The sequence below is a fragment of the Stutzerimonas sp. VN223-3 genome, assembly GCF_045999685.1.
In the GTDB taxonomy this organism is placed as follows: Bacteria; Pseudomonadota; Gammaproteobacteria; order Pseudomonadales; family Pseudomonadaceae; genus Stutzerimonas; species Stutzerimonas stutzeri_AR.
This window is the reverse complement of the sequence record NZ_RBEC01000003.1, coordinates 15,173-40,297: the sequence shown is the minus strand read 5'-3', so window position 1 is coordinate 40,297 and position 25,125 is coordinate 15,173. Positions and strand designations below refer to the sequence as shown.

Here is a 25,125-nt window from a genome sequence, read left to right as displayed (position 1 = left end):
GCTTGATGCGCCCATGGTACGACCCGCGCTGCGGCCCGTCTGTCGCGTCAGTATCGCGAGTTGTCGAGCGACTCGCGGCGCAGCGCCCGCGGGGTAGTGCCGTACTCGCGGCTCAGTGCGGCGGTAAATGCGCTTTGTGAAGCGTATCCGACCCGGGCGGCAACCTCGCCAACTGCCAGGCGTGTGCTAATCAGCAACTCTCGACCCTGCTGCAAGCGACGGCACCGGACGAACTCCAGCGGTGTCAGGCCGGTTTCGCTGACAAAGCGAACATGGAATCGTGGAACCGAGAGCCCGGCCAGTCGCGCAAGATCCTGAACCGCGAGCGGGTGCGCCAGATGCCGGTCGACATGGGCGTAAAGCGCCGCGAGCGGTAGCGGACCGTTCTGGCTGACCGGCTCGCAGCCAGCGGAAAGACTGGCCAAGAGGAGGGCGGCGCCCTGTTCGCTAATGATCGGATCATTGATCGGGCTGGCCGCCAGCCAGCCGACCAGTTGGCTTTGCGTCGGGGTCAGACGCAGCGCCGCAGGCTGTTCCAGGATGCGGCGCGCCGGATCGGCATGATGAGCGAGACGTTGCCGCAGCCAGTTGTCGTCCGGGATATCCAGAATCAGGCATTGGCTACCAGCCGGGCTGCCACAGGCGTGACGAGTATCGCTCGGGACCACGGCGAGCAGTTGCTGCTGAATCCGGCTACCGCGCCCGTCGATTTCGAAGTCCAGCTGCCCATGAAGGCCAAACACCAGTTGGGTGTGCTGGTGGCTGTGGACGATCTGGTCGTGGTTGTAGTGGCGTAGGGAAAGGATGGGCGGCATTGATGACCTCGACTGCATCCCGACGGACGGCCGGCTGCGAGTGGTGCTATTCATTCGGATCGGTTCGACCTCATAGCATCCGGACCGAGACCGGCGCCGCCGATGCTTACATGATGACCTTGTCACGCAACTTGTCGGCAGCCTGGTTGAGCGCCTGGATCACACGCTCCTTATCGAAATTCTGTACGCCGTTGGTGTCCAGGTACATCGAGAAGCCCGGCAGTTCATGCTCGACGAAGCTGTTGGTCGCGCCCAGATCGCGTCTGAAATCCACCACTTGGTAGATCTGCACCGGACGGGTAAAGCCCTTGACGGTGATCTGGCCTTTGTCGCGGCACATGATCACGTCTTTGACCAGCGAATAGGTCTCGTGAGAGATCAGAATCTCGCCGGCTTCGGCGGAGCTCTCAAGGCGACTGGCCAGGTTCACTTCGCGTCCGATGATGGTGTAGTCCATGCGGGTGTCGGCGCCGAAGTTGCCGACCGTGCAGTAACCGGTGTTGATCCCCATGCGGATTTCCATCGGCTTGGTGATGCCTTGAGCGCGCCATTGCTGGCGCAGTACTTTCATGTGCTTACGCATGGCGATGGCCATGGATACTGCGGCTACGGCATCTTTTTTTGCGCCTTGGCTGGCGGGGTCGCCGAAAAACACCATTACGCAGTCACCCACGAATTTGTCGATGGTGCCACCGTATTTGAGGGTGATCTTCGACATCTCGTTGAGGTAGTTGTTGAGCAGGTCGGTGAGGGCTTCGGCTTCCAGCTCCTCGGCGAGCTCGGTGAAGCCCTTGATATCGGAGAAGAACACCGTGAGCTTCTTGCGCTGGGTTTCAAGCCGAACGCTGCGCTTGCCGGAGAAAATCGATTCCCAGACCTGTGGTGACAGGTACTTGGCCAGATTTCGCGCTAGGCGTGCGGCTTTGGCCTGCTGGGCTTCCACTTCGCTACGCGCCTGTGCCAGGCGAATCCCCTGCTGATGCACGTAGTAAGCCGTGATGCAGACGTACAGGGTGGTGAACAGAATGCTGATCGTCGATACCAGGGGCGGGGTCGCTCCGTTGAAGCGCAGAGGGACCACCATGGTAGTCAGCCCGATACCCACCGTGACCATCAACAGGGTCATCAGCAGGTGACGCAGGCTGCCGATCACCAACGCGCTGAAACCCAGCGTCAAAAGAAACATCAGGCTTGGCACGAGAGCGCAGCCGAGCAGCACGATGCCGGCGCCGGCATTTAACGCGTCAAGGCAGAGCAGGGTCTGCGATGTCCGTTCCGGGTGTTCGCGCTTGAAGCGATAGCTCACGTGATAGGCGAAATGGGGATAGAGCAAGGTGTAAGGCACCATCCACAATAGGCCGATCGCAAAATGTTGGGTATAGACGCCGGCGGCGAGCGTCGCGGCGCAGGTCAGGTATCCGAGAACCCGGGCGTAGTACTCGCGCAGCGGGCGAGTAGCAAGGCCATTACGCCGTTCACCGATCACGGTTGACATGTATGGTTACTGTCCCTGAAAGATTCCGGCGCTCTAGCATGCGCCATTGGAGGTGCGCAGCGCATCGGCCGGCGCTGCTCCGGGCGATCATAACCAAGTCGCCATCATTGCGCCAAACCACCCGTCCAATCCGTGACGGATGGCCGCTGCGGGTCGGGGGCGACCGCGTTCCTCAGAAGCGAATCTTGCCGGTCAGCATGTCCTTGAGCATCACCCAGTCGCCGAGAAAGCTGTACATCGGGTACTGAAACGTCGCCGGCCGGTTCTTTTCGAAAATGAAATGCCCGACCCAGGCAAACCCGTATCCGGCCAGTGGCATCGCCAGCAGCCACAACCATTGTTGAGTGATCAGCGCGTAGGCGAGTATTCCCAGCACCAGGAAGCTGCCGATGTAATGCAGCCGTCGGCAAGTGGGGTTGCTGTGCTCAGCCAGGTAGAACGGGTAGAAATCAGCAAAGCGGGTGAAACGCTCGGCGGTTTGCGTGCTCATGTCGCACCTCCTGTCATTGTGGTAGTGCAAGTCTAGATCCCTAGCGCTTCACGGCCATTGGCCGCAGGTGCCAGTTTAGTACCCTTGTGTACCGCGAGCCTGCGGTTGAAACTGCCGGATGGCGCCAAGCTCGTCCGTGGAAGCCATAACCAAGCCTGATCCGAGCAGATCGATTGATGACAGAACGCACCACTTCCTCAAGCTGGGCCTTGAGTATCGTTCAGGCACTGGAGCTGGACGGTGTCGATTGCCGAGCACTGTTTGCCGAACTGGGTCTCGATTACGCGGCCCTGAGCGATGCCGATGCACGCTTTGCCCAGGACGGCATGACCCGGCTCTGGCAACGCGCGGTGGATATGACGGGTAATGCCGCGATAGGCCTGAATCTGGCGAAGGTGATGCGTCCCGGTGCGATGCATGTCGTTGGCTACGCATTGATGTCCAGCAGCACGTTGAAGGAGAGCTTTCTACGGCTGGTGCGCTATCAGCGGATCATTGCTGAAGGCGCCGATGTGCGGTTCTTCCCGACCGAGCAGGGCTACTTGTTGACTCTGTCGATTCACGGTGACCAGCTGCCACCTGCGCGGCAAAGTGCCGAAGGCTCCCTGGCGAGCACGCTTGCGTTCTGTCGCTGGCTCACCGGCAAGCCGCTGGTGCCGTTGGAGGTATGTTTGCAAGGACCAACTCCGACCAACATCGAGCCCTATCGAGCGGTCTTTCAGGCGCCGCTGCGCTTCCACGCCGAATGTGATGGGCTGCTGATGCGTCACGCCGACATGGATATTCCGCTGCCTACAGCCAACGCCGAGCTCGCACAACTGCATGACCGTTTCGCTGGTGAATACCTGGTGCGGTTCTCCGATAGTCGGGTTACCCATCAGGCGCGTCAGGTCTTGTGTCGCCTACTGCCACAAGGCGAGCCACGACGCGAGACAGTTGCTCAAATGCTACATCTATCCGAGCGCACCTTGCAGCGGCGTCTGGGTGAAGAAGGTACGAGTTTTCAACAGTTACTTGACGACACCCGACGGGCTCTGGCTGAGCAATACCTTGCGCAGCCGGACCTGGCTTTGCTGGAGATTGCTTACCTGCTGGGCTTCGCTGATCCGAGCAACTTCTTTCGGGCCTTTAGACGTTGGTTCGCCATGACTCCCGGCGAATACCGGGCAAGGCGCTGAGGCTGCCGCGCTGGAACTTGTTCTCCGCCACAATGGCCTTATCTTCTAATCGGATGAGGCGGCGTACCCACCTCGCATCCCTTGCGATTGCACCTACTAAAGGAACGCCCAGCATTGGCCAGTAGCCTTCTTGCCCTGATCGACGATATCGCGTCGGTTCTGGATGATGTTTCACTGATGACCAAGGTCGCCGCGAAGAAAACCGCCGGTGTACTTGGCGACGATTTGGCGCTCAACGCCCAGCAGGTCACGGGAGTCAAGGCCGACCGCGAACTGCCCGTCGTCTGGGCCGTTGCCAAGGGATCGATGCGCAACAAGCTGATCCTGGTGCCGGCGGCGTTGCTGATCAGCGCATTCATTCCCTGGGCGATAACGCCGCTGCTGATGCTCGGCGGTGCGTTCCTATGCTTCGAAGGTTTCGAGAAGCTTGCGCATCGGTTTTTGCATCGGGACGACAATCATCATGCGCAGCAGATCGAGGCGCTGGCCAATCCGCAAGTCGATATGGTCGCGTTTGAGCGGGACAAGATCAGCGGCGCGGTGCGCACCGATTTCATCCTCTCGGCTGAAATCATCGCCATCACCCTTGGTACCGTGGCGGCAGCTTCCTTCACCGAGCAGGTCGCGGTGCTCGCCGGGATCGCGATCATCATGACGGTTGGTGTGTACGGGCTGGTTGCTGGCATCGTGAAGCTGGACGATGCCGGTCTGGCTCTGAGCAAAAGCGCCAGCGGCGCTACGCAGGCGCTGGGGCGGGGCATTCTGTCGGTCGCGCCGTGGCTGATGAAGTCGCTTTCGGTGATCGGCACTGCAGCAATGTTCATGGTCGGCGGCGGCATTCTTACCCATGGCATTAAGGCGGTACACCATTTCATCGCGGACAGCGCCCAGCACACGGTTGCGCTGCCTTATATCGGCTCCGTGCTGGCCGGGCTGCTGCCTACATTGTTAGACGCGGCGTTCGGCATTCTTGTCGGTGGTCTGGTATTTGCGGCCGTTACGCTGGGTGGCCGGCTATTCAAAGGCAGCTCCGACGCCGCCTGATCGACACATAGAGCGGATTGCGCACACGACGCCAACCATGTTTGAACGTTACGGGAGTAACACGATGGACGAATTCATGCAGGCGGCTATCGACGAAGCACGGAAGGGCCTTGCCGAGGGTGGCATCCCTATCGGCTCGGTGATCGTCCATCGCGGTCGGATCATCGGCCGAGGGCACAACCGACGGGTTCAGTCGGGCAGTGCGGTGCTGCACGGGGAAATGGATGCGTTCGAAAATGCCGGACGACAGCCGGCCAGCGTCTATGCCGAGTCGGTGATCTATACCACGTTGTCGCCGTGCTCCATGTGCAGCGGGGCCATCTTGCTCTACGGCATTCCAAAAGTCGTGATCGGTGAAAACCAGACCTTCATGGGCGAAGAGCTGTTGCTGCGCGGTCGTGGGGTCGATGTCGAAGTGCTGCAGGATGCGAGTTGCGTCGAGATGATGCGCAACTTCATCGCCAACAGCCCCGAGCTGTGGAGCGAGGACATCGGCGAGAAGTAATGTCGGTCAATGACGCCAGAAGGACGGGGTCAGCATCACCAGCACAGTGATGATCTCCAGACGGCCAAGCAGCATTCCGACCGACAGCAACCACTTCGCCGCATCCGGCAGGGTCGAGAAATTGCCCACCGGACCGATGATCGGCCCTAGGCCAGGGCCGACGTTGCAGACCGCCGAAGCCGCTCCAGTGAGCGCAGTGATCGGGTCCAGGCCCAGCAGCGCCAGGCACAGCGCCAGTACACCGATTGTCATGGTGATAAAGAACGAAAACGTCAGAATGGAGCGGACGATTTCTTCGTCGAGGTTGTGTCCGTTGTATTGCTGACGGATCACCGCTCGCGGGTGGACTAGTTGCTTGAGGTTCGAACGCAACAACGCATAGGCGACCTGAAAGCGGAACATTTTCAATCCGCCAGACGTGGAACCCGAGCAGCCGCCGAGAAAGGTCAGGTAGAAGAACACCATGACTGCGAAGCCGCCCCATTGGGTGTAATCGCTCACCGCGTATCCGGTGGTTGTGATTACCGACACCACACTGAAAGTCACGATACGCAGCGAGTCGAGCAGGCTGTCGTTGTGGTTGAGCCAGTACCAGCCGCTGAATAGCAAGCTGGTTACGGTCAGCATGAGCAAAAAGCCCCGAACCTGCTGATCGCGGAATAGGGCGCCGCGATTTCCTCGTGCGGTGGCGACATACAGGGTGAACGGCAAACTGCCCAGCACCATGAAAAAGATCGCGACCCAGTGTGATGCCGGGCTGAACTTGCCAAGCGAAGCATCTGAGGTTGAAAAACCACCCGTTGATACGGTCGACATTGCGTGGTTGATGGCATCGAAGGCAGTCATGCCCGCGAGCCAGAATGCGATGAAGGCGGCCAAAGTGAAGCTGAGATATATCGCGATCAGATACTTCCCGGCCATGTGCGAGCGCGGCATTACTTTTTCCGACCAGTCTGATGACTCGGTCTGGAACAACCGCATGCCACCGACTCGCAGCAGCGGCAGGATCGCCACGGCCATGCCGATGAAGCCGATACCGCCGAGCCAATGAAGCAGTGAACGCCACATCAACAGACCGGGTGATGCACTGTCCAAACCTGAAAGCACGGTCGCGCCTGTGGTGGTGATGCCCGACATGGTTTCGAAGAACGCATCGGTATAGCTGATGTGCTGGATCAGCATTAGCGGCAGCGCAGCGAAACAGCAAACGGCCACCCAGCTCACGGTGGTCAGCAAATACATGTCGCGGGGGCGCAGATTGGTGTTGGCCGGTCTGCCGGGGGCAGCAAGGGCAAAACCGCATCCGAAGGTGATCAGGCTCGCCCAGATAAAGGCGTGAAGATCGTCGGTGCGATCAAATGCCAACAACGCGATCATCGGAATGACCATGCTGACAGCGAGCGTGATCAGAAAAATGCCGAGAATAAAACCAATGATGCGCAGGGTCGGCAAGGCCATTTGTCGTTGGTGCTCGGCTCGAAATGAGGCCCGCCATTCTACGCGTGTAGCGGCGGCAGTAAACCGGCTATCGGTTCGTCGAAAATCTTTACGTTACGCTCTGGGAGGCTCTTCCCAAGTTCGTTGCGATGAATAGAATAGTCGCCCGGGCGCCGGCCCTTTCCCGGTTTCTGGGTGTTCACCTTCCATGTCGATCGACAATCCCTGCCTCACGTGCGGCGCTTGCTGCGCTTATTTTCGTGTGTCTTTCTTTTGGGGCGAATGTGCCTCGTCGGGCGGTGCCGTTCCTGATAGCGCGACCATACAAGTCAGCCCGTTTCACGTCGCGATGCGCGGGACGGAATCCAAGCCCGCGCGTTGCGTCGGGCTGATGGGCGATATCGGTTGCGGCGTGCGTTGCACCATGTATGAGCAGCGCTCGAGCACTTGCCGTGAATTCGAGGCGTCCTGGGCCGATGGTCAACACAACGCTCATTGCGATACGGCTCGAGCAGCCCATGGACTGCCGCCACTGACACCGCCTCTGGAGCCGCAACTGTCACCCGATCGAGTTGCCTGACCAAGCTCGCACGGCATTACTCACTGCAATCGGCTGCCAAACGAACGCGTCGGACCTCTAGAATGTCCGATTCGTTTTTGGAGGTAGTTGGATGGACGCTCTCGATCTGTTGCTCAATCGTGTTTCCGTTACACGACTTGCTGATCCTGCGCCGACCGCGGCTCAGCTGGATGTGATGTTTCGTGCGGCGCTGCGTGCGCCAGATCATGGGCAGCTTCGCCCGTGGCGCTTTCTGACTGTTCAAGGAGAGGCCCGAGAGCGGTTGGGCGAGTTGTTAGCCGAGTCGTTGCGCCTGCGCCAGCCGGAGGCCGCCGAGGAGGCGCTTCAGAAAGCGCGCAAGATGCCGCTGCGTGCGCCGCTGCTGGTGGTCGTTATCGCCCGCGTATTGCCACATCCGAAGATTCCAGAGTCCGAGCAGGTGCTCGCGGTCGGCTGTGCAGCGCACGGTTTGTTGCTGGCGGCGCACGCGCAGGGCCTGGGGGCAGTCTGGCGTACCGGCGAGTTTTCTTATGATCGGCACGTGGCTCAGGAGTTGGGGCTGGCAACTAACGAACAGCTGCTCGGTTTTATCTACCTTGGAACGCCGGAGGGTAACCTGCGGACGCCTCCGGAGCTGGAGCCTGGACATTTCGTCGGTCAGTGGGACCGGGTGCAGTAGCGGTCAGTCCGGGTGCTGCAGCTTTTCCACGGGCGAGTCCAGCGGTAGTTTCAGGCTGGCGATGAATCCGCCGTCGGGATGATTGCCCAGCAGTAGCTCACCGCCATGCCGCTCGGCGGCGCGACGTGCGATTGCCAGGCCCAGCCCATGACCGGCCGAGGTCTGTCCCGGAGCGCGGAAGAACGGCTCGCTCAGCTGCGCGAGATGCGTTTCATCCACGCCTGGCCCATGATCGCGAATGCTCAGCGTCAGCCACTCGGCGTCGGTGCTGGCGCGTAGCTCGATCGGCGCACCCTCGGGATTGAAGCGAAGGGCATTACGCAGCAGGTTATCCAGCGCGCGCTCGAGCATATCCGGCCAGCCATGCAGGACGATGTCTGTTTCCACCCGGCTATCGATGCGCTGAGCGGGCGATACGATGCGTGCGTTCTCTTCCAACTGCTGGAATATCGACGAAAGATCGACAGCGCTCGTTGCGCCTGGCTCCGCGTCCAATCTTGCCAATTCCAGAATCTCGCTGATCAGTGCTTCCAATCGATCGCATTCCTTGGCCAGCCGCGGCCAGATGAGTTCACGCTCCGTCGGGGTGGCCCTTTCGGCGAGCGCCAAGGCGATACGTAGACGCGCGAGCGGGGAGCGCAATTCATGGGAAACGTCACGCAAAAGCTGTCGCTGGCTGCCGATCAGGCTTTGCAGGCGGGCGCCCATGCGATTGAAGTCATTAGCCAACACGCCGAGCTCGTCGCGCCGGGTCGCCAGCCGGGCCAGGGAGTTTTGCTGGTAGGCGGTTTGGCCAAGGTCATGCACGGCACCACGCAGGCGGTCGAGCGGTCGGGTGATCGAAAGGGTCAGCAACAGGCTGAATCCGGTCAGCACGACCAGCGCGATGGCGATTGCACTGAGTGGCCAGAACAGACTGCCACGATGCCAGGCCTGCAGCTCCTGATTGGGGATGCGATAAATGAATAGGTAAGTGTTGCCGCTCTCGGGACTGGTGTAGTCAGTGGTCAGTCGGCGCCAAGGCAAGCGTCCATCGCGGTGTGCCTGGCGAGCTTCGAAAGCGGCGGCGCGAGCCGGGAAGGTGCCGCGGATGATGGGCTGGCCGTTTTCCGCCAGCACCTGCACATCGACACCGAAGCGATTGCGGTGCCGTTCGAGCAGAAACTGTGCGGTGATTGGGCCCTGGCGCTCATAGACTTTGGTCCACACTTCGGCCAGCCCGTTTACGCCGGGATGGCGATTGAGGATCCAGGTGTCCTGGTTCAATGCGTGGCCGAGTAGCATGGCCAGACCCGCCACCAGTGCGATGGCCAACCAGAATGTCGCGAGAATGCGCCAGAAAAGTGATCGCACTGGTTAAATACTCCACGGCAAAGCCCGGCGCGCACGGCTCTTTTCAGAGCGTGGGCCGGGCAGGTTGTCTTTCAATCGGAGATCAGCTCTTCTGGTCGCGTTCGGCTTTCCACTGCTCGAACTCGGCGCGTTCGGCGCGCTTGGCTTCCATCTTTTCGTGCAGCTCGTCGAACTTCTTCTGCTGTTCTGGCTTGAGCAGTTCGCGCATTTGCTTGTGAGTGTTTTCCTTGCTGGACTTCAGCTCGTCCTGCATGGCTTTGCGCTCGGATTCGGGCAGTTTGTCCAGGTAGCGCTGGGTAATTTCGCGACGGCTTTTCATCTGCTCGCCCATCAGATTGCGCATTTCGCTCTTCTGTTCCTTGGTCAGATCGAGTTGCTCGAACGGGGCATGCTTGCCGCCATGATGGCGCTGGCCTGCGTCGGGCATCGCCATGGCGATGGCCGGTAGGGTAGAAGCGAAAAGCACGGCGATAAGGGTCTTGCGCATCATGAGATTTCTCCTGTGTATGGATACCGATCACCAATTGCGCGTGTCGATTGCGCGTCTCAGCTGGCTTCGATCGGATGAGCTCAGTCTAGGGCGCGCAAGGTCAACGGCGGTCAGGGCAGGGTAAAGGCTCGGTAAAGCCAGTCATGATGCGTAAAGGTAGCCGCGGCTGCGCAGCGCGACGATGCGCTGGCGGCCGTCCGGGTGCGGGCCGAGTTTGCGCCGCAGGTTGCTGACGTGCATGTCCAGGCTGCGATCGTAGAGCGTCAGCTTTCGACCCAGCGCGAGCTGCGCCAGGGCCTGTTTGTCCAGCGGTTCGCCCGGTTGGCTGAGCAGCGCTTCGAGGATGCGGCCTTCGGAAAGGGTCAGGGTAACGTCATGCTCACCTACGCTGGCGACACCCCGGGCCGGGCTATAGCACAGGTCGCCCAGTTCGAGCTGGGTCGGTGTGCTGGCTGGCTGACTGCGACGCAACACGGCGCGCAGTCGTGCGGTGAGCTCGCGAGGATCGCATGGTTTGGCCAGGTAATCGTCGGCGCCGAGCTCCAGGCCAAGGATGCGATCCAGCGGCTCGCCACGGCCGGAGAGCATCAACACCGGCAAGTCGGGATATTCGCTACGCAGTTGCTTGAGCAATTCAAGGCCGCTACCGTCGGGCAGCATCACATCGAGTACCACCGCGGCGGGCTGATGTTCAGTCAGCGCCGCACGTGCGCTTTGGCCGTCATGGCAGGCGTGGGCGACGAAGCCTTCCTGCGCCAGCCAGCTGACCAGCAGCTCGCAGAGTTCCTGGTCGTCGTCTATCAGCAGCAGTTCGCTCATGCGTTCGCTCGTTCGCTTCAGTTCAGCCATTGCCGGCGGCGACGGCCACGTGTGGTCAGGACGCCAAGCAGAAACCCCAGCACGCCGACGCCCCCGCCAACCGCGAACCATTGTTGCTGGTCATTAAGCAGTTGCGGTTGCGCTTTCGACTGCTCTTGCTGCAGCTGCATGCGAAGATGGCGGTTTTCCTGGATCAGCTGTGCCAGCTGAGCCTGTTCGGCATCGGTCGCTGCGGTATCGAGATTATCGTTCAGCTCTTCGCGCTGCCGTTCGTCCTCGATCAGAGGTTGCTCCAACTCGGCCTGCTGCTCGGTGAGCGGGTCGGCCGCGCCTTCTTCGGCATGGAGCAATGGTGTGAAAAGACTCAGGGCAAGCAGCAGGGACAGCGAACCTTGGCGCATCGGAACTCCTATTTCCTCAACGGGCCGTGGAAATCCTACGACCTGACAGATACCTGACGGCGTCAGCCGATCGACTCAGGGATAGACTTGCTTGAACGGTTTGACCACCACTTCGCCATAGACGCCGGCAGCCTTGTACGGATCAGCCGCGGCCCATTCTTCGGCAGCCTGCAGAGATGCGAATTCGGCGACCACCAGGCTTCCGGTAAAGCCGGCGGTGCCGGGATCATTGCTGTCGACCGCCGGATGCGGGCCGGCCAGAACCAGGCGGCCTTCGCTCTTGAGTTGATCGAGACGGGTCAGGTGAGCCGGGCGCGAAGCCAGGCGGTTCTGCAACGAATCGGGTACATCGGTGGCGATGATGGCGTAGAGCATGTTTACTCCTATGATTCTTCAGATGTGGGTTGCATGTGGCGGACCAGATACACAGCCTGACCCGCTATGAACAGCAGCGTCAGGCCGAGGCTACCAAAGACTTTGAAGTCGACCCAGATGGCAGGGTAGACGAAGGCAACGAACAGATTGGCGAAGCCACAGACAAGAAAGAACAGGATCCAGGCGACATTTAGTTGCGTCCATTGTGCTGGTGGCAGTTGGACAGCGTGGCCCATCATGCGCTGGATAAGGGTTTTTTCGCCAATGAAATGGCTACCGATAAACGCCAGCGCGAACAGCCAGTTCAGTACCGGCGCCTTCCATTTGAGAATGGCTTCGCTATGCAAGGCGAGGGTCAGGCCGCCGAACAACAGGCAGGCAACCAATGTCAGCCACTGGCTCTTTTCCAGTCGGCGCTGGTGAATGAACAGTCCGGCATAAACGATGATCGAACTGGCGATAAGCATCGCTGTGGCGCTGAAAATACCGCCGACAGCAACGCTTAGGTCTGCCACTTCGACGGTTCTGGGCTCTAGTTTGTAGACAATGAAGAACAGCAGCAGCGGAATGAAATCGACGATTTGTTTCACGGAGAGAGCCAGCAGCGGTATGTGGCCGGCATAATAACAAACCGCGCTTTTGGCGGAACGCTGTACGCCGGCCATTTCCACGACCGGCGCAAGCTTTGGCGAATTTGATGACGGCACGAGCACCGGCCGTGGCGGTCAGAACAGTGTGCCGCCAAGCCCTGGAGAATATGTCCCGAATGATTGTTGATCTGCATTGCCACAGCACCGCCTCGGACGGTGTGCTGGCGCCTGCGGCGCTGGTGGAACGAGCCCATGCGCGTGGCGTCGGGCTGCTCGCGCTGACCGATCACGACACCTTGGAAGGTCTCGATGCCGCCCGCGCTGCGGCGGATTCGCTGGGCGTTCGGCTGGTCAACGGTATCGAGCTGTCATGCGTATGGAGTGGTGCGACCATTCACATCCTCGGCTATGCCTTTCGCCGTGATGCGGCCGCATTGCAGAAAGCCATCGCCGAGCTGCACGACGGGCGCTGGCGGCGGGCGGAACTGATCGCTCAACGCCTTGAGGCGAAGGGCATGCCGGGGGCGCTCGAAGGCGCGCGCGCGGTGCAGCAGGAACTGGGTGACAGCGGTAATGCTCCGGCTCGCCCACATTTCGCTGAATTCCTGGTGCGTGCCGGTCATGTTCGCGACCGCGCCGAAGCGTTTCGCAAGTGGCTCGGCTCGGGCAAGCTCGGCGACGTCAAGCAGCACTGGCCGAGCCTCGAGCAAACCGTGGCGACGCTACTCGAGGCAGGTGCGTGGGTCAGCCTGGCGCATCCGTGGCAGTACGACTTCACTCGTAGCAAGCGCCGCCGGCTGGTCATTGAGTTCGCCCAGGCGGGCGGGCATGCGTTGGAGGTCGTCAATGGCATGCAGCCGCTGGAGCAGGTCGGCGGATTGTCGATTCTCGCGCGTGAATTTGGCCTGATGGCCAGTATCGGCAGTGATTTCCATGCGCCCGGTGATTGGTCGGAATTGGGCCAGTATCGGGCCTTACCGGAAGACCTGCAGCCATTGTGGAGGCATTTCGATGATCGATCAGGCGAGACTGCTGCCGGCTGAACAGGGGGTTTTCATGAGCCAGTTTTTTCAGATACACCCGGAAAATCCTCAGGCCCGACTGATCAAGCAGGCCGTGGAGATCATTCGTGACGGCGGTGTGGTGGTCTATCCCACCGACTCGTCCTACGCCATTGGCTGCTCGATGGGCAACAAGGCCGGCATCGAGCGCATCCGCCGCCTGCGCCAGCTCGACGACAAACACAACTTCACCCTGGTTTGCCGCGATCTGTCCCAGCTCGGCTTGTTTGCCAAAGTGGATACAGCGGCCTTCCGCCTGCTCAAGACTCACTTGCCGGGGCCATACACGATCATTCTCAGCGCTACGCGCGAAGTGCCGCGTATGCTGTTGCATCCCAAGCGCCGCACCATCGGGCTGCGGGTACCGGCGCAGCCGATCGCACAGGCCTTGCTTGCCGAGCTGGGCGAGCCGCTGATGAGCGTCAGCTTGATTCTGCCCGGCGAAACCGAGCCGATGAGTGATCCCTATGAAATGCGCAATGCGCTGGAACACCAGGTAGACCTGATCATCGACGGCGGTTACGGTGGCGTCGAAGCCTCCACAGTGATCAGTCTGGTGGACGGTGATCCGGAAGTGGTGCGTGTTGGTTGCGGCGATCCCGCGCCTTTCGCTGCCTGATCCGGTCGCTTTCACTTCAACGAAGGAAACCCTTTTGAGCTCCATGGATTCGCAGCGACGTGTGGTCTCCGGGATGCGGCCCAATGGCCGTCTTCACCTCGGCCACTATCACGGCGTACTGAAGAACTGGGTCAAGCTGCAGCATGAATATCAGTGCTTCTTCTGCATCGTCGACTGGCACGCCTTGACCACCGACTACGTTGCGGGCGGTGATATAGCGCGCAACGTGCAGGAAATGACGGTCGACTGGTTGGCTGCGGGCGTCAGCCCGAGCTCGGCGACTCTGTTCATCCAGTCCCAGGTGCCCGAGCACGCCGAGCTGCACCTGTTGCTATCGATGATCTGCCCGTTGGCCTGGCTGGAGCGCGTGCCATCCTATAAAGAGCTGCAGCTCGATTCGCAGCAAAAAGATCTCGGCACCTATGGTTTTCTCGGTTATCCGCTGCTGCAAGCCGCCGACATCCTGGCCTATCGCGCCGGCGTCGTGCCGGTGGGAGCCGATCAGCTGCCGCACATCGAGTTCGCACGTGACGTGGCCCGGCGCTTCAATCACCTCTATGGCAGTGAAGAGGATTTCGAGGCGAAGGCCGAAGCGGCGATACGCAAGCTCGGCAAGAAGAGTTCAAAGCTTTATGCAAGCCTGCGCAAAAGCTATCAGGAACAGGGCGATCTTGAGGCGCTGAATACCGCCCGTGCGCTACTTAAGGATCAGCAAACCATCACCATCGGCGACCAAGAGCGTCTGTTCGGCTACTTGGAAGGCGGTGGCAAGCTGCTGCTACCTGAGCCGCAGGCGTTACTCAGCGACTCGCCGAAACTGTCGGGTCTCGATGGCGGCAAGATGTCCAAATCCAGCAGCAACTCGATCTTTTTGCGCGACACGCCTGGCGAAATCGAAGAGAAGATCAAGCGCATGCCCACCGATCCCGCACGCGTGCATCGCCACGATCCAGGCGAACCCACTCGTTGCCCGGTTTGGCAGATGCACCTCTCCCATTCGGGCGAGGAGGTCTGTCAATGGGCGGAGCAGGGCTGCCGAAGTGCCGGCAACGGATGCTTGGAATGCAAGGCGCCATTGATCGAGGCGATCAAGCTCGAACTGGCGCCGCTGCAGGAACGGGCCCAGGACTACGAGCAGAATCCAGATCTGGTGCGCAGCATCCTTGCCGAAGGCGCCGAGCAGGCCCGAGACGAAGTCCGCGAGACGCTTGTGGTGGTGCGTCAGGCCATGGGCTTGAATTATCGCTAGCAAGCCGTAGAAAACCAGCAGCGTTGAGCCCGTGCGAAAGCCGGCATAAGCTGTCGCGCTACCATTATTCGTTCCAGTGGAGAAAGCATGCAGGAACTCCCGACCGAGGCGGTCGTCAATCCGCCCGGCGAGCAGCTGCGGCTGGCGTTGGTCTACGGCGAGGCCTTCAACAGTCTGCCGCAGGATCTCTACATCCCGCCGGACGCGCTGGAGGTATTTCTCGAGGCATTCGAGGGTCCGCTGGATTTGCTGCTTTACCTCATTCGCAAGCAGAACATCGACATCCTCGATATTCCCGTGGCGGAAATTACTCGCCAATACATGGGCTACGTCGAGCTGATGAAGGCCGTGCGCCTGGAGCTTGCCGCCGAGTACTTGGTGATGGCGGCGATGCTGGCGGAGATCAAGTCGCGCATGCTGTTGCCGCGTTCGGCCGAGGTCGAGGAGGATGAGCTCGACCCGCGCGCCGAACTGATTCGCCGACTACAGGAATATGAACGTTTCAAGGCTGCCTCGGAGGATCTCGACCAACTGCCGCGGGTCGGACGCGATCTGCAGGTGCCACGGCTGGACGCGCCGGAAGCGCGGGCGCGCAAGCTGTTACCCGAGGTCAGTCTGGAAGAATTGCTGACTTCCATGGCGGAGGTGCTGCGCCGAGCCGACATGTTCGAAAGTCATCAGGTTACACGCGAGACGTTGTCGACCCGCGAGCGCATGAGCGATGTTCTGGAGCGTCTGAAGGGCGGCGCTTTCGTTCCCTTTGCGACATTGTTCACCCTCGAAGAGGGCCGGCTCGGCGTGGTGGTGACGTTCATGGCAGTGCTGGAGCTGATAAAGGAATCTTTGGTCGAGCTGGTGCAGAACGAGCCCTTCGCGCCGATTCATGTTCGAGCCCGTGTTGACGAGCGTGCGGTGGTGTCCTCCGCGCAATCTATGGAAGAACCGAGGTAGTCAAGGCCGTGAATCTTTCCGATCCCAAGGATCTTGCTTCGTTGCTCGAAGCCCTTTTACTGGCCTCGGGCAAGCCGATGTCGCTCGAGCGGATGGCCGAGCTGTTCGATGAAACCGAGCGGCCCACGCCAGCCTTGTTGCGCAAGGCGCTGGAGGCGCTCGGCAAGTCGTGCAAGGGCCGAGCGTTCGAGCTGAAGGAAGTCGCCAGTGGCTATCGCCTGCAGGTCTGCGAGCGCTTTTCACCCTGGGTCGGCAGGCTCTGGGAAGAACGGCCGCAGCGCTATTCGCGTGCGCTATTGGAAACCCTGGTTCTGATCGCCTATCGTCAGCCGATCACTCGCGGTGAGATCGAGGACATTCGTGGCGTTGCGGTCAACAGTCAGATCGTCAAGACCCTGCTCGAGCGCGAGTGGGTGCGTGTGGTGGGCCATCGCGACGTACCGGGCCGGCCAGCGATGTTCGCGACCACCAAGCAGTTTCTCGATCACTTCAACCTGAAGAACCTGGACGAGTTGCCGCCGTTGGCAGTGCTGCGTGAGATGGAACCCGAACCCTTGCCGGTGGACGTAGAAGAAGCGCCGGTGCCCGAGGCGTTGCAGGCCCGCGCGGACCTTGAACTGGAACCGGAGGTGCCACGTGAGCAGACCAGTTTCCGCAGCCTCTTGGCAGAGTTGGACAGCATGGAAACTGGGCTCAAGACCGACTTCGAAGATTTGCGCGACGAGGCAGAGGCGCAAAGCGAAAGCGTCCCCGACGAAGATCGCCGCGATTATTGATCGCCGGGTTTGTCCGTCTCCCGACCCGCCAGGTACGTGCTGTAATCAGGGATTCGGAGCGAGTGAGCCTGGTCCAGTAGCGGACTCGAAAGCAGATAGTCAGCACTGCTCTCGTTGGCCGCCAGCGGAATATTCCACACCGCCGCGACTCGCAGCAGGGCCTTGACGTCCGGGTCATGCGGCTGCGGTTCGAAAGGATCCCAGAAGAACACCAACAGGTCTATGCGCTGTTCGGCGATGCGTGCGCCGATCTGCTGATCCCCACCCAGCGGGCCACTGATCATGCATTCCACTGGCAGCGCCAGACGCCGCCCAAGCAGCAGCCCGGTGGTGCCGGTGGCGATCAGTTCATGCTGCGCCAGCTGTGCTTTGTGTCGGTCCGCCCACTCCAGCAAGCGCTCCTTGCAGTGATCGTGCGCGACCAGGGCGATGCGCTTGCGTGCCGGCAGTGTTGCGGTAACGAAATCGATGCGGTTCATCGTCTTCCTTGCGTTTCGCGTGGGTGGGCTGGATCCGAATTGCTGGTTACGGCGCTTCGTGTAGGGCGCGGCAGGTGTCCAGCATGCGATTGGAGAAACCCCACTCGTTGTCATACCAGGCCATCACTTTCAGCAGCCGTCCGCTAACCTTGGTGTGGTTGGTGTCGAATATCGAAGACATCGGGTTGTGGTTGAAGTCGCAAGAAACCAGCGGCAATGAGTTACAGGCCAGTATGGGCGAGCCCTGGCTGGCGTCCAGCATCAGCGCGTTAACCTCGTCGGCGCTGGTTTCACGGCTCAGCTCCAACGTCAGATCGACCAGCGACACGTTGATTACCGGGACCCGTACCGCCATGCCGGTTAGCTTGCCGGCCAGTTCGGGTAGAACCAGACCCACGGCTTCGGCCGCACCGGTCTTGGTTGGAATCATCGATTGCGTGGCCGAACGCGCGCGGTAAGGATCGCTGTGATAAACGTCGGACAGGTTCTGGTCGTTCGTGTAGGCGTGAATGGTGGTCATCAGGCCATGTTCGATGCCGTATTGGCGTGACAGCACCTGGGCGACCGGTGCCAGGCAGTTGGTCGTGCAGGACGCATTGGAAATGATCTGATGTGACTGGCGCAATATGTCGTGATTGACGCCATAGACGATGGTGGCGTCGGCGTCGGCGCCGGAGGCTGGAGCGGAGATGATCACCTTGCTGGCGCCGGCTTCCAAGTGAGCGCTGGCCTTATCGCGAGAAGTGAACAGGCCAGTACACTCGAATACCACATCGACCTTGTGCTGGCGCCAGGGCAGGTCGGCCGGGTTGCGAATCGCGGTCACGGCGATCGGATCGCCATTGACTACCAACTGATCAGCGCCGACTTCGATCTTTGCGTCGAAATGGCCGTGGACGCTGTCGTACTGCAAGAGATGGGCGTTCATTGCTGAGCTGCCGAGGTCGTTGATCGCCACGACCTGCAGATGTTCGCGATAGCTCTGGCTGTAAAGGGCACGGAGGACATTGCGTCCGATACGGCCGAAGCCGTTGATGGCGATGCGAATAGTCATAGGGAAGAGATCCTGGGCGGAATTTGTTGTGGGAATTACAAGATTATTCCTGTCAAAATAGAAATCAAGCCCAAATACACGACGTTTTGTTTGTAAAACTACAGATTCAGAGCAGGAGTGATGGCATGCACCCGCGGATTCAAGAAGTTACCGAACGTTTGATCGAACGCAGCCGGCCGACGCGGCAGCGCTACCTTGCACAGATGGCCGCCGCGGCGAGCGACGGGCCTCAGCGTGGCAAGCTGCAATGTGCCAACTTCGCTCACGGTGTGGCGGGTTGCGCTTCTTCCAGCGATAAGCAGAAGCTGCGCCTGATGAACGAGGCCAACGTGGCGATCGTTTCGGCCTACAACGACATGTTGTCGGCGCACCAGCCGTACGAGCACTTCCCGGAAATCATCAAACAGGCGTTGCGTGACGTCGGTTCGATCGGGCAGTTCGCCGGTGGTGTGCCGGCCATGTGCGACGGCGTAACCCAGGGCGAGGCGGGGATGGAAATGAGCCTGGCCAGTCGTGAGGTGATCGCCATGGCGACTGCCATCGCGCTGTCACACAACATGTTCGACGCGGCGCTCTATCTAGGTATCTGCGACAAGATCATTCCGGGTTTGATGATCGGTGCCTTGCGCTTCGGTCATCTGCCGGCGGTGTTCGTGCCAGGCGGGCCGATGCCATCAGGGATTCCGAACAAGCAGAAAGCCGAGGTTCGTCAGCGTTACGCTGAAGGCAAGGCCAGCCGCGAGGAGTTGCTGGAATCGGAAATGCTCTCGTATCACAGCCCCGGCACGTGCACCTTCTACGGCACGGCGAACACCAACCAAGTGGTGATGGAAATTATGGGGCTGCACCTGCCGGGCTCCTCGTTCGTCAATCCTTACACGCCGCTGCGCGATGAGTTGACCCGCGAGGCCGCACGCCAGGTGTCCCGCCTGACGCCGCAGTCCGGCAATTATCTACCGCTGTGCAAGATCGTCGACGAGAAGTCGATCATCAATTCGGTGGTGGCGCTAAACGCTACAGGCGGGTCGACTAATCACACCTTGCACATCCCGGCATTTGCCCAGGCCGCCGGTATCCACTTGACCTGGCAGGACATGGCGGACATTTCCGCCGTGACGCCGACCCTGGCGAAGGTCTATCCGAATGGGCAGGCTGATGTGAACCATTTTCACGCCTGCGGTGGCGTGCCGTTCATGGTTCGTACGTTGCTCGATGCGGGCCTGTTGCATGAGGACGTTTATACGGTCATGGGACAAGGACTGCGGCGCTATACCCAGGAACCGTTCCTTGAAGGTGATGCTCTGGTTTGGAAAGAAGGTCCGGCAAACAGCCTCGACGAGGCGATCCTGCGTCCTGTTGAGCGAGCGTTTTCGCCGGAAGGTGGACTACGCGTGCTGGAAGGTAATCTCGGCCGCGGCGTGACCAAGGTTTCGGCCGTCGCTCCAGAGCATCGCGTGGTCGAGGCGCCAGCGCGCGTCTTCGCCGATCAGAGCGAGTTGGCCCAGGCCTTCAAGAACGGCGAGTTGGAAAAAGATTTCGTCGCGGTGGTGCGTTTCCAAGGACCCAAAGCCAACGGCATGCCTGAACTGCACAAGCTGACCCCGTTCCTCGGCGTGTTGCAGGACCGGGGCTACAAGGTAGCGTTGGTCACTGACGGACGCATGTCCGGCGCATCCGGCAAGGTGCCGGCAGCGATTCACGTTAGCCCCGAGGCGCTCGACGGTGGCCCCCTGTGCCGAGTGCGTGACGGCGACATCATCCGCGTCGACGGCGAAACGGGTGAATTGCGCGTGCTGGTTGATCAGGCCGAGTTTGATCGTCGCGAGCGAGTGATAGCGCCGAGTGATCTTGGCATCGGTTGCGGTCGCGAGTTGTTCGGCTTTCTGCGTACGGCGTTCAGTCCGGCCGAGCAGGGCGCGAGCGTATTTACCGAGGGTCTGGAGGCGCTCAAGTGACGGCACTGGTTGGAGATATCGGTGGGACCAATGCACGTTTTGCGCTGTGGCGTGGGCAGCAGATCGAATCGGTGCGGGTGTTGCCCACGATTGATTACCCGCGTCCGGAAGATGCCATTCGGGCGTATCTTCAAGACATAGGACAGGGCGTCGACGCGTTGCAGGCCGTTTGCCTCGCTTGTGCCGGGCCGGTTTCCGGCGATGAGTTCACCTTCACCAACAATCACTGGCGTCTGAGCCGCCAGGCCTTCTGCGAAGACCTCGGCTTGAGCGATCTGTTGTTGATCAATGACTTCACCGCGATGGCTCTGGGCATGACGCGCCTGCGCGACGGCGAATTGATCGAGATCTGTGAGGGGCAGTCCGAGGCCGGTCGCGCGCGCTTGGTCATCGGGCCTGGAACCGGACTGGGAGTCGCTACGCTGCTGCCGTTGCGAGACGGCGGCTGGCGAGCCCTGCCGGGCGAGGGCGGGCATATCTGTCTGCCGATCGGGACGGCGCGCGAGGCGGCATTGTGGGCGCGGTTGCACGATAAATTTGGACATGTAAACGCCGAAGCGATCCTTAGCGGCGGTGGGCTGTTGGAGCTCTATCGAACCAGTTGCGCGTTGGATGGCGAGCCGTTGAAACTGACCACGCCGGCTGAAGTGACCTCGGCAGCGTTGGCGGGCGATCCATACGCGGCTGCGGTATTGGAACAATTCTGCGTCTGGCTCGGTCGGACTGCTGGCGACAACGTGCTGACCACAGGCGCGCAAGGCGGCGTCTACATTGCTGGGGGGATAGTGCCGCGCTTCGTCGAGTTCTTCATGCGTAGCGGATTTCGCCAGAGTTTCCGCGACAAGGGCGGGATGAGCCGGTATTTTGACAAGGTTCCGGTCTGGGTGGTGACAGCCGAGTACCCTGGGCTGGAAGGCGCGGGCGTTGCGCTGCAGCAATTGCTGGAGGGAACGTCCAGAGGGCACTGATCCGCTTCGAAACACTTAAAACAAGAGAAAGGACGCCAGGTGAGCCAGGCTGGAAGATCGATTCTGCTGGTCGACGACGATCAGGAAATCCGCGAACTGCTAGAAACCTACCTCAGCCGATCCGGCTTTCAGGTGCGCACCGTTGCTGATGGTGCGCAGTTTCGCGAGGCTATGGCCTGCGACCCGGCGGACCTGGTAATCCTCGATGTGATGCTGCCTGACGAGGATGGCTTTAGTCTTTGTCGTTGGGTGCGAGGCCATCAGCGCCTGGCACAGATGCCGATCATCATGCTCACCGCCAGCTCGGACGAGGCGGATCGCGTCATCGGTCTGGAGCTTGGCGCAGACGATTACCTGGGCAAACCGTTCAGCCCACGTGAGTTGCTGGCGCGGATCAAGGCGCTGCTGCGTCGGGTGAACTTTGGGCAGGAGCGCGGCAGCGATGTGCTCGCATTCGACGAGTGGCGCCTGGACATGGTCAGCCACCGGTTGTTCCACCAGGACGGCGAGGAAGTGCTGCTGTCCGGCGCCGACTTCGCCCTGCTCAAACTGTTTCTTGATCATCCGCAACAGATCCTCGATCGCGACACCATTGGCAACGCCACCCGTGGCCGCGAGGTTATGCCGCTCGAGCGCATCGTCGACATGGCTGTCAGTCGTTTGCGACAGCGGCTGCGGGACACCGGCAAGTGCCCGCGGTTGATCCGTACCGTGCGTGGCAGCGGTTATCTGCTCGCTGCCCAGGTCTCGCCGCACCATGACACGATCGGTTAAGCGCCGTTGGCTGCCCGTGCCGCGCTCGCTGCTCGGCCGGATGTTGTCTTTGACTTTGCTGGTCGTGCTGCTGGCGCAGGCCTTGTCGAGTTTCATCTGGGTGTCGCAGCTGCGTGCAAGCCAGATGGAGGGATTGTTGACCAGTGCTCGTAGCCTGGCGCATTCGATGTCCGCCAGCGTCAGCTACTTCCGATCCTTACCGCTGGGCTATCGGCCGCTGGTGCTCGATCAGCTGCGCAGCATGGGTGGCACGCGCTTTTTCGTGTCGCTGAACGACAAACCCCTGGAAATGCAGATCCTTCCTCCAACCGAGCGCAAGCAGGCGGTGCTGGCGGAAGTTGACGAGGTGCTGCGTGATCGCCTTGGCAAGAATGTCGATATATCGGTGCGCTTCGTCAGTCCCGACGACCTGCGGATTTTCAACGGCGGGCTGAAACTCGATGAACTGCCGCGCTCTTGGGCGCATTACGCGCTGAGCCTGGAACCGCTGAATCCACCCGTGCTGGTGACGCAGATCCAAATCGCCCCAGGCGAGTGGCTCTATCTTGCTTCGCTGATGCCGGCGCCCTACGTCAGTCTCGAGGATCAAGGGATCCCCAATCAGCAACTCTGGTTCATCTTCCTCACCACCAGCTTTCTGTTGTTGTTCATCGGCATCCTCGTTCACTGGCAGAGTCGCCCACTCAAGCAATTGGCGCGCGCGGCGCGAGAAATGTCGCTGGGTAGCGAGGTGGAATTGTTTCCAGAGGCGGGCGGTAGCGAGGTGGTCGAGGTCAGTCGCGCATTCAACAGCATGCGTGAACGCATCGGTCGCTATTTGACCGAGCGTAGCCAGTTGTTCAGCGCAATCTCCCATGATTTGCGCACGCCGATCACGCGGCTGCGGTTGCGGGTGGAGCTGCTGGAGGACGAAACGTTGCAGCGCAAATTCAGCCGTGACCTCGATGAATTGGAGTTGCTGGTCAAGGGAGCCCTGCAGTGCGTCAAAGACACCGACATTCACGAGAATATTGAGCCACTAGACCTCAACCTTCTGCTTGATTGCGTCACCGAACCGTATCTGGCGCCCTCTGGTAACGGTCGCGTCACGGTGAAAGGCAGAGCGCTCGCGCCGTATGCCGGCAAGCCACTGGCGCTCAAACGCTGCATCGGCAATCTACTGGACAACGCGTTGAAATATGGCGAGCGGGCACATCTGTTGATCGAAGACGATAAAGACATTTTTGTCCTGCACGTTGACGATGAAGGCCCAGGCGTGCCGGAAACGTGGCTGAAGCAGGTGTTCGAGCCGAACTTCCGCTTGGCGGCCAAGCAACCTGGCTACGGTCTTGGGCTCGGGATCGCACGCAATATTGCCCACAGCCATGGTGGCGAGATCAGTCTGTGCAACCTGCAAGAGGGTGGGCTGCGTGTGACCTTGTGCCTGCCCCGCAAGCCTGAGTGAATGTCACAGGACCGTGACAAAAGCGGGCGCTTTCGTTACCTGACGCGATCCGGGCGGCCGCTAGACTCCGGCAACGGTACGCTTGATCACAACCGGCCCAGCGACACGCAAATCACCTGCGCATCACGCTTCTGCCTTTGAACCGCCCGAACTCATTCTGGTGCTCACTGTCGCCACGCTGCCCGCTCATGGCGTTGGTGGAATCGGCGACGAGATACCCGCCGCATGGAACAAGAACAATGACAACACCTGCATTGAACCCCGACAGCTGGCTGCAGAAGCCCGCTCATCTGGCTTGGCTGGCTGGCGAAGGCATGCGCCTGCTGCAGTTTGCCCGGGCTTCGCGAGTGGACCAGGGGTTCGCCGCGCTCGCTGCGAACGGGCAACTCCAGGCGCAGGCCTGCGCTGAGTTGATCCACACCACACGCATGACCCATTGTTTCGCCTTGGCACATATCCAAGGTGTCCCCGGACACGCCGAGCTGGTCGACCACGGCGTCGCTGCGCTGCAAGGCGCCTTGCGCGATGCCGAATACGGCGGCTGGTTCGCCAACGCAACGGGCAAGGGTGAAAAGACGGCTTACTTGCATGCGTTCGTCGCTTTGGCAGCCAGTTCTGCGGCGGTTGCGGACCGGCCTGCGGCTCCGGCGCTGCTGGACGACGCGATAGCTGTCCTCGAGACGCACTTCTGGAGCGAAGAGGAGGGCGCTTTGCGTGAAAGCCTGAGCCGCGACTGGAAGCAGGAGGAGGCGTACCGGGGTGCCAACAGTAATATGCACGGCACTGAGGCATTTCTCGCCCTGGCCGATGCCACCGGCGACACGGTGTGGCTGCAACGTGCTCTGCGCATCGCTGAGCGTTTGATCCATGAACATGCGGCGGCACGCGGGCATGTGGTGGTTGAACATTTCGACTGCGACTGGAAGGCGTTGCCCGATTACAACGACGACAACCGCGCCGACCCATTTCGCCCCTACGGCAGCACGCCGGGCCATAGCTTCGAGTGGGCGCGTCTGCTGCTGCACCTCGAAGCAGCGTTGCAGCATGCCGGGCTCGCCGCGCCAGGATGGTTGCTCCAAGACGCTTGCGGGCTGTTCGCCAGTGCCAGCCGCGACGCCTGGCAGGCGGACGGAGCCCCTGGCCTGGTTTACACCCTCGACTGGGCGAGCCGGCCGGTAGTCCGTGCGCGCTTGCACTGGGTCCATGCCGAAGCCAGTGCAGCGGCTGCGGCACTGCTCAGGCGAACGGGAGAGCAGGTTTATGAGGATTGGTACCGGCGCATCTGGGAGTTCTCCGCGAGTCATCTCATCGATCTTCAGAGCGGTAGCTGGCATCATGAACTCGACAGTGACAACCAGCCGGCAAGCAGCATCTGGCCGGGCAAACCCGATCTCTATCACGCCTACCAGGCCGTGCTTTTGCCGCGCCTGCCTCTGACACCGAGTCTGGCGACAGCCCTGACGGCTGTGTAACGAAGCGGTGACACATGCGCATCCCTTCGTTACGTCTGCAGGTATCCACCCGACTTAGAATCCAATGCAGCTCAAGCATTAGGCTTGTATGCA

At 60.7% G+C, this 25,125-nt stretch carries 27 protein-coding genes; 15 read left to right on the top strand and 12 right to left on the bottom strand.

Annotated elements, in window-relative coordinates; genetic code table 11:
- Positions 1-47: 47 nt before the first annotated feature.
- From D7241_RS15990 to D7241_RS15980, 3 genes are all read right to left on the bottom strand, one after another.
- A complete protein-coding gene (locus D7241_RS15990; RefSeq protein WP_408102371.1) occupies positions 48-815 on the bottom strand; it encodes a helix-turn-helix domain-containing protein in 768 nt (255 codons plus the stop codon).
- A gap of 106 nt (positions 816-921) precedes the next feature.
- Complete coding sequence (locus D7241_RS15985) at positions 922-2,310, bottom strand: adenylate/guanylate cyclase domain-containing protein (protein WP_408102370.1); 1,389 nt, start codon at positions 2,308-2,310, stop codon at positions 922-924.
- Between the two features lie 172 nt (positions 2,311-2,482).
- Positions 2,483-2,800 carry an Mpo1-like protein gene (locus D7241_RS15980; protein WP_408102369.1) on the bottom strand — a complete coding sequence of 106 codons (318 nt, stop codon included), beginning with the start codon at positions 2,798-2,800 and terminating at the stop codon, positions 2,483-2,485.
- 176 nt (positions 2,801-2,976) lie between these two features.
- Here D7241_RS15980 and D7241_RS15975 point away from each other — a divergent pair, with 176 nt between their 5' ends.
- The 3 genes from D7241_RS15975 (at position 2,977) to D7241_RS15965 (ending at position 5,527) form a co-directional block, all read left to right on the top strand.
- Positions 2,977-3,978, top strand: a complete 1,002-nt coding sequence (locus D7241_RS15975) for an AraC family transcriptional regulator (protein ID WP_255978256.1) — start codon at positions 2,977-2,979, stop codon at positions 3,976-3,978.
- Between the two features lie 114 nt (positions 3,979-4,092).
- Entirely contained in the window at positions 4,093-5,022 is a 930-nt protein-coding gene (locus D7241_RS15970) for a DUF808 domain-containing protein (RefSeq protein ID WP_408102368.1), read from the top strand.
- A gap of 64 nt (positions 5,023-5,086) precedes the next feature.
- The gene (locus D7241_RS15965; protein WP_408102367.1) at positions 5,087-5,527 is read left to right on the top strand and encodes a nucleoside deaminase; all 441 of its coding nucleotides are present in this window, start codon (positions 5,087-5,089) and stop codon (positions 5,525-5,527) included.
- Between the two features lie 6 nt (positions 5,528-5,533).
- Here D7241_RS15965 and D7241_RS15960 read toward each other — a convergent pair whose 3' ends face one another.
- The gene (locus tag D7241_RS15960; protein WP_408102366.1) at positions 5,534-6,985 is read right to left on the bottom strand and encodes a TrkH family potassium uptake protein; all 1,452 of its coding nucleotides are present in this window, start codon (positions 6,983-6,985) and stop codon (positions 5,534-5,536) included.
- A 187-nt stretch (positions 6,986-7,172) separates the two neighbouring features.
- Here D7241_RS15960 and D7241_RS15955 point away from each other — a divergent pair, with 187 nt between their 5' ends.
- Entirely contained in the window at positions 7,173-7,544 is a 372-nt protein-coding gene (locus D7241_RS15955; protein ID WP_408102365.1) for a YkgJ family cysteine cluster protein, read from the top strand.
- 91 nt (positions 7,545-7,635) lie between these two features.
- Entirely contained in the window at positions 7,636-8,202 is a 567-nt protein-coding gene (locus D7241_RS15950) for an NAD(P)H nitroreductase (RefSeq protein WP_255978245.1), read from the top strand.
- 3 nt (positions 8,203-8,205) lie between these two features.
- Here the strand turns inward: D7241_RS15950 and D7241_RS15945 are convergent, their stop codons facing one another.
- From D7241_RS15945 to ispZ, 6 genes are all read right to left on the bottom strand, one after another.
- On the bottom strand, positions 8,206-9,555 hold the full coding sequence (locus tag D7241_RS15945; protein ID WP_408102364.1) for a sensor histidine kinase: 1,350 nt from the start codon (positions 9,553-9,555) through the stop codon (positions 8,206-8,208).
- Positions 9,556-9,637: 82 nt separating this feature from the next.
- Positions 9,638-10,042, bottom strand: coding sequence for a Spy/CpxP family protein refolding chaperone (locus tag D7241_RS15940; protein WP_408102940.1), 405 nt, complete (start codon positions 10,040-10,042; stop codon positions 9,638-9,640).
- A 144-nt stretch (positions 10,043-10,186) separates the two neighbouring features.
- A complete protein-coding gene (locus tag D7241_RS15935) occupies positions 10,187-10,864 on the bottom strand; it encodes a response regulator transcription factor (RefSeq protein WP_255978241.1) in 678 nt (225 codons plus the stop codon).
- A 17-nt stretch (positions 10,865-10,881) separates the two neighbouring features.
- On the bottom strand, positions 10,882-11,265 hold the full coding sequence (locus D7241_RS15930) for a hypothetical protein (RefSeq protein WP_408102363.1): 384 nt from the start codon (positions 11,263-11,265) through the stop codon (positions 10,882-10,884).
- 75 nt (positions 11,266-11,340) lie between these two features.
- Complete coding sequence (locus tag D7241_RS15925; protein ID WP_408102362.1) at positions 11,341-11,640, bottom strand: YciI family protein; 300 nt, start codon at positions 11,638-11,640, stop codon at positions 11,341-11,343.
- Positions 11,641-11,648: 8 nt separating this feature from the next.
- Entirely contained in the window at positions 11,649-12,230 is a 582-nt protein-coding gene (gene ispZ, locus D7241_RS15920; protein ID WP_408102361.1) for a septation protein IspZ, read from the bottom strand.
- Between the two features lie 176 nt (positions 12,231-12,406).
- Between ispZ and D7241_RS15915 the strand changes: the two genes are divergently transcribed.
- The 5 genes from D7241_RS15915 to scpB all read left to right on the top strand — a co-directional run bounded on the left by D7241_RS15915 (position 12,407) and on the right by scpB (position 16,886).
- A complete protein-coding gene (locus D7241_RS15915; RefSeq protein ID WP_408102360.1) occupies positions 12,407-13,273 on the top strand; it encodes a PHP domain-containing protein in 867 nt (288 codons plus the stop codon).
- A gap of 13 nt (positions 13,274-13,286) precedes the next feature.
- Positions 13,287-13,910, top strand: coding sequence for an L-threonylcarbamoyladenylate synthase (locus tag D7241_RS15910; protein WP_255978233.1), 624 nt, complete (start codon positions 13,287-13,289; stop codon positions 13,908-13,910).
- 43 nt (positions 13,911-13,953) lie between these two features.
- Positions 13,954-15,159: a tryptophan--tRNA ligase gene (locus tag D7241_RS15905; protein WP_408102939.1), complete on the top strand. Its 1,206-nt coding sequence runs from the start codon at positions 13,954-13,956 to the stop codon at positions 15,157-15,159.
- An 87-nt stretch (positions 15,160-15,246) separates the two neighbouring features.
- Positions 15,247-16,110 carry a segregation and condensation protein A gene (locus D7241_RS15900; protein WP_408102359.1) on the top strand — a complete coding sequence of 288 codons (864 nt, stop codon included), beginning with the start codon at positions 15,247-15,249 and terminating at the stop codon, positions 16,108-16,110.
- A gap of 8 nt (positions 16,111-16,118) precedes the next feature.
- The gene (gene scpB / locus D7241_RS15895; RefSeq protein WP_255978231.1) at positions 16,119-16,886 is read left to right on the top strand and encodes an SMC-Scp complex subunit ScpB; all 768 of its coding nucleotides are present in this window, start codon (positions 16,119-16,121) and stop codon (positions 16,884-16,886) included.
- Here the strand turns inward: scpB and D7241_RS15890 are convergent.
- Complete coding sequence (locus tag D7241_RS15890; RefSeq protein ID WP_255978229.1) at positions 16,880-17,365, bottom strand: methylglyoxal synthase; 486 nt, start codon at positions 17,363-17,365, stop codon at positions 16,880-16,882. The genes scpB and D7241_RS15890 overlap by 7 nt on opposite strands.
- 46 nt (positions 17,366-17,411) lie before the next feature.
- Positions 17,412-18,419 carry a type I glyceraldehyde-3-phosphate dehydrogenase gene (gene gap, locus D7241_RS15885; protein WP_408102358.1) on the bottom strand — a complete coding sequence of 336 codons (1,008 nt, stop codon included), beginning with the start codon at positions 18,417-18,419 and terminating at the stop codon, positions 17,412-17,414.
- 125 nt (positions 18,420-18,544) lie between these two features.
- Here gap and edd point away from each other — a divergent pair, with 125 nt between their 5' ends.
- From edd to D7241_RS15860, 5 genes are all read left to right on the top strand, one after another.
- Positions 18,545-20,374: a phosphogluconate dehydratase gene (gene edd / locus D7241_RS15880; protein ID WP_408102357.1), complete on the top strand. Its 1,830-nt coding sequence runs from the start codon at positions 18,545-18,547 to the stop codon at positions 20,372-20,374.
- Entirely contained in the window at positions 20,371-21,342 is a 972-nt protein-coding gene (locus D7241_RS15875) for a glucokinase (protein ID WP_408102356.1), read from the top strand. Before edd ends, D7241_RS15875 begins: the two co-directional genes overlap by 4 nt.
- A 39-nt stretch (positions 21,343-21,381) precedes the next feature.
- A complete protein-coding gene (locus tag D7241_RS15870; protein WP_408102355.1) occupies positions 21,382-22,116 on the top strand; it encodes a response regulator in 735 nt (244 codons plus the stop codon).
- The gene (locus D7241_RS15865; protein ID WP_408102354.1) at positions 22,100-23,560 is read left to right on the top strand and encodes an ATP-binding protein; all 1,461 of its coding nucleotides are present in this window, start codon (positions 22,100-22,102) and stop codon (positions 23,558-23,560) included. Before D7241_RS15870 ends, D7241_RS15865 begins: the two co-directional genes overlap by 17 nt.
- 239 nt (positions 23,561-23,799) lie before the next feature.
- The gene (locus tag D7241_RS15860) at positions 23,800-25,032 is read left to right on the top strand and encodes an AGE family epimerase/isomerase (protein WP_408102353.1); all 1,233 of its coding nucleotides are present in this window, start codon (positions 23,800-23,802) and stop codon (positions 25,030-25,032) included.
- Positions 25,033-25,125: the final 93 nt, after the last annotated feature.

Bases quoted from the DNA above. Each gene is read 5' to 3' on its own strand.
- D7241_RS15905 (WP_408102939.1), top strand. From the start codon at position 13,954: ATGGATTCGCAGCGACGTGTGGTCTCCGGGATGCGGCCCAATGGCCGT.
- D7241_RS15990 (WP_408102371.1), bottom strand. From the start codon at position 815: ATGCCGCCCATCCTTTCCCTACGCCACTACAACCACGACCAGATCGTC.
- D7241_RS15925 (WP_408102362.1), bottom strand. From the start codon at position 11,640: ATGCTCTACGCCATCATCGCCACCGATGTACCCGATTCGTTGCAGAAC.
- D7241_RS15860 (WP_408102353.1), top strand. From the start codon at position 23,800: ATGACAACACCTGCATTGAACCCCGACAGCTGGCTGCAGAAGCCCGCT.
- D7241_RS15965 (WP_408102367.1), top strand. From the start codon at position 5,087: ATGGACGAATTCATGCAGGCGGCTATCGACGAAGCACGGAAGGGCCTT.
- D7241_RS15960 (WP_408102366.1), bottom strand. From the start codon at position 6,985: ATGGCCTTGCCGACCCTGCGCATCATTGGTTTTATTCTCGGCATTTTT.
- D7241_RS15955 (WP_408102365.1), top strand. From the start codon at position 7,173: ATGTCGATCGACAATCCCTGCCTCACGTGCGGCGCTTGCTGCGCTTAT.
- D7241_RS15940 (WP_408102940.1), bottom strand. From the start codon at position 10,042: ATGCGCAAGACCCTTATCGCCGTGCTTTTCGCTTCTACCCTACCGGCC.
- D7241_RS15975 (WP_255978256.1), top strand. From the start codon at position 2,977: ATGACAGAACGCACCACTTCCTCAAGCTGGGCCTTGAGTATCGTTCAG.
- D7241_RS15900 (WP_408102359.1), top strand. From the start codon at position 15,247: ATGCAGGAACTCCCGACCGAGGCGGTCGTCAATCCGCCCGGCGAGCAG.
- D7241_RS15910 (WP_255978233.1), top strand. From the start codon at position 13,287: ATGAGCCAGTTTTTTCAGATACACCCGGAAAATCCTCAGGCCCGACTG.
- D7241_RS15935 (WP_255978241.1), bottom strand. From the start codon at position 10,864: ATGAGCGAACTGCTGCTGATAGACGACGACCAGGAACTCTGCGAGCTG.
- D7241_RS15865 (WP_408102354.1), top strand. From the start codon at position 22,100: ATGACACGATCGGTTAAGCGCCGTTGGCTGCCCGTGCCGCGCTCGCTG.
- D7241_RS15890 (WP_255978229.1), bottom strand. From the start codon at position 17,365: ATGAACCGCATCGATTTCGTTACCGCAACACTGCCGGCACGCAAGCGC.
- D7241_RS15985 (WP_408102370.1), bottom strand. From the start codon at position 2,310: ATGTCAACCGTGATCGGTGAACGGCGTAATGGCCTTGCTACTCGCCCG.
- edd (WP_408102357.1), top strand. From the start codon at position 18,545: ATGCACCCGCGGATTCAAGAAGTTACCGAACGTTTGATCGAACGCAGC.
- D7241_RS15930 (WP_408102363.1), bottom strand. From the start codon at position 11,265: ATGCGCCAAGGTTCGCTGTCCCTGCTGCTTGCCCTGAGTCTTTTCACA.
- D7241_RS15915 (WP_408102360.1), top strand. From the start codon at position 12,407: ATGATTGTTGATCTGCATTGCCACAGCACCGCCTCGGACGGTGTGCTG.
- gap (WP_408102358.1), bottom strand. From the start codon at position 18,419: ATGACTATTCGCATCGCCATCAACGGCTTCGGCCGTATCGGACGCAAT.
- D7241_RS15950 (WP_255978245.1), top strand. From the start codon at position 7,636: ATGGACGCTCTCGATCTGTTGCTCAATCGTGTTTCCGTTACACGACTT.
- D7241_RS15980 (WP_408102369.1), bottom strand. From the start codon at position 2,800: ATGAGCACGCAAACCGCCGAGCGTTTCACCCGCTTTGCTGATTTCTAC.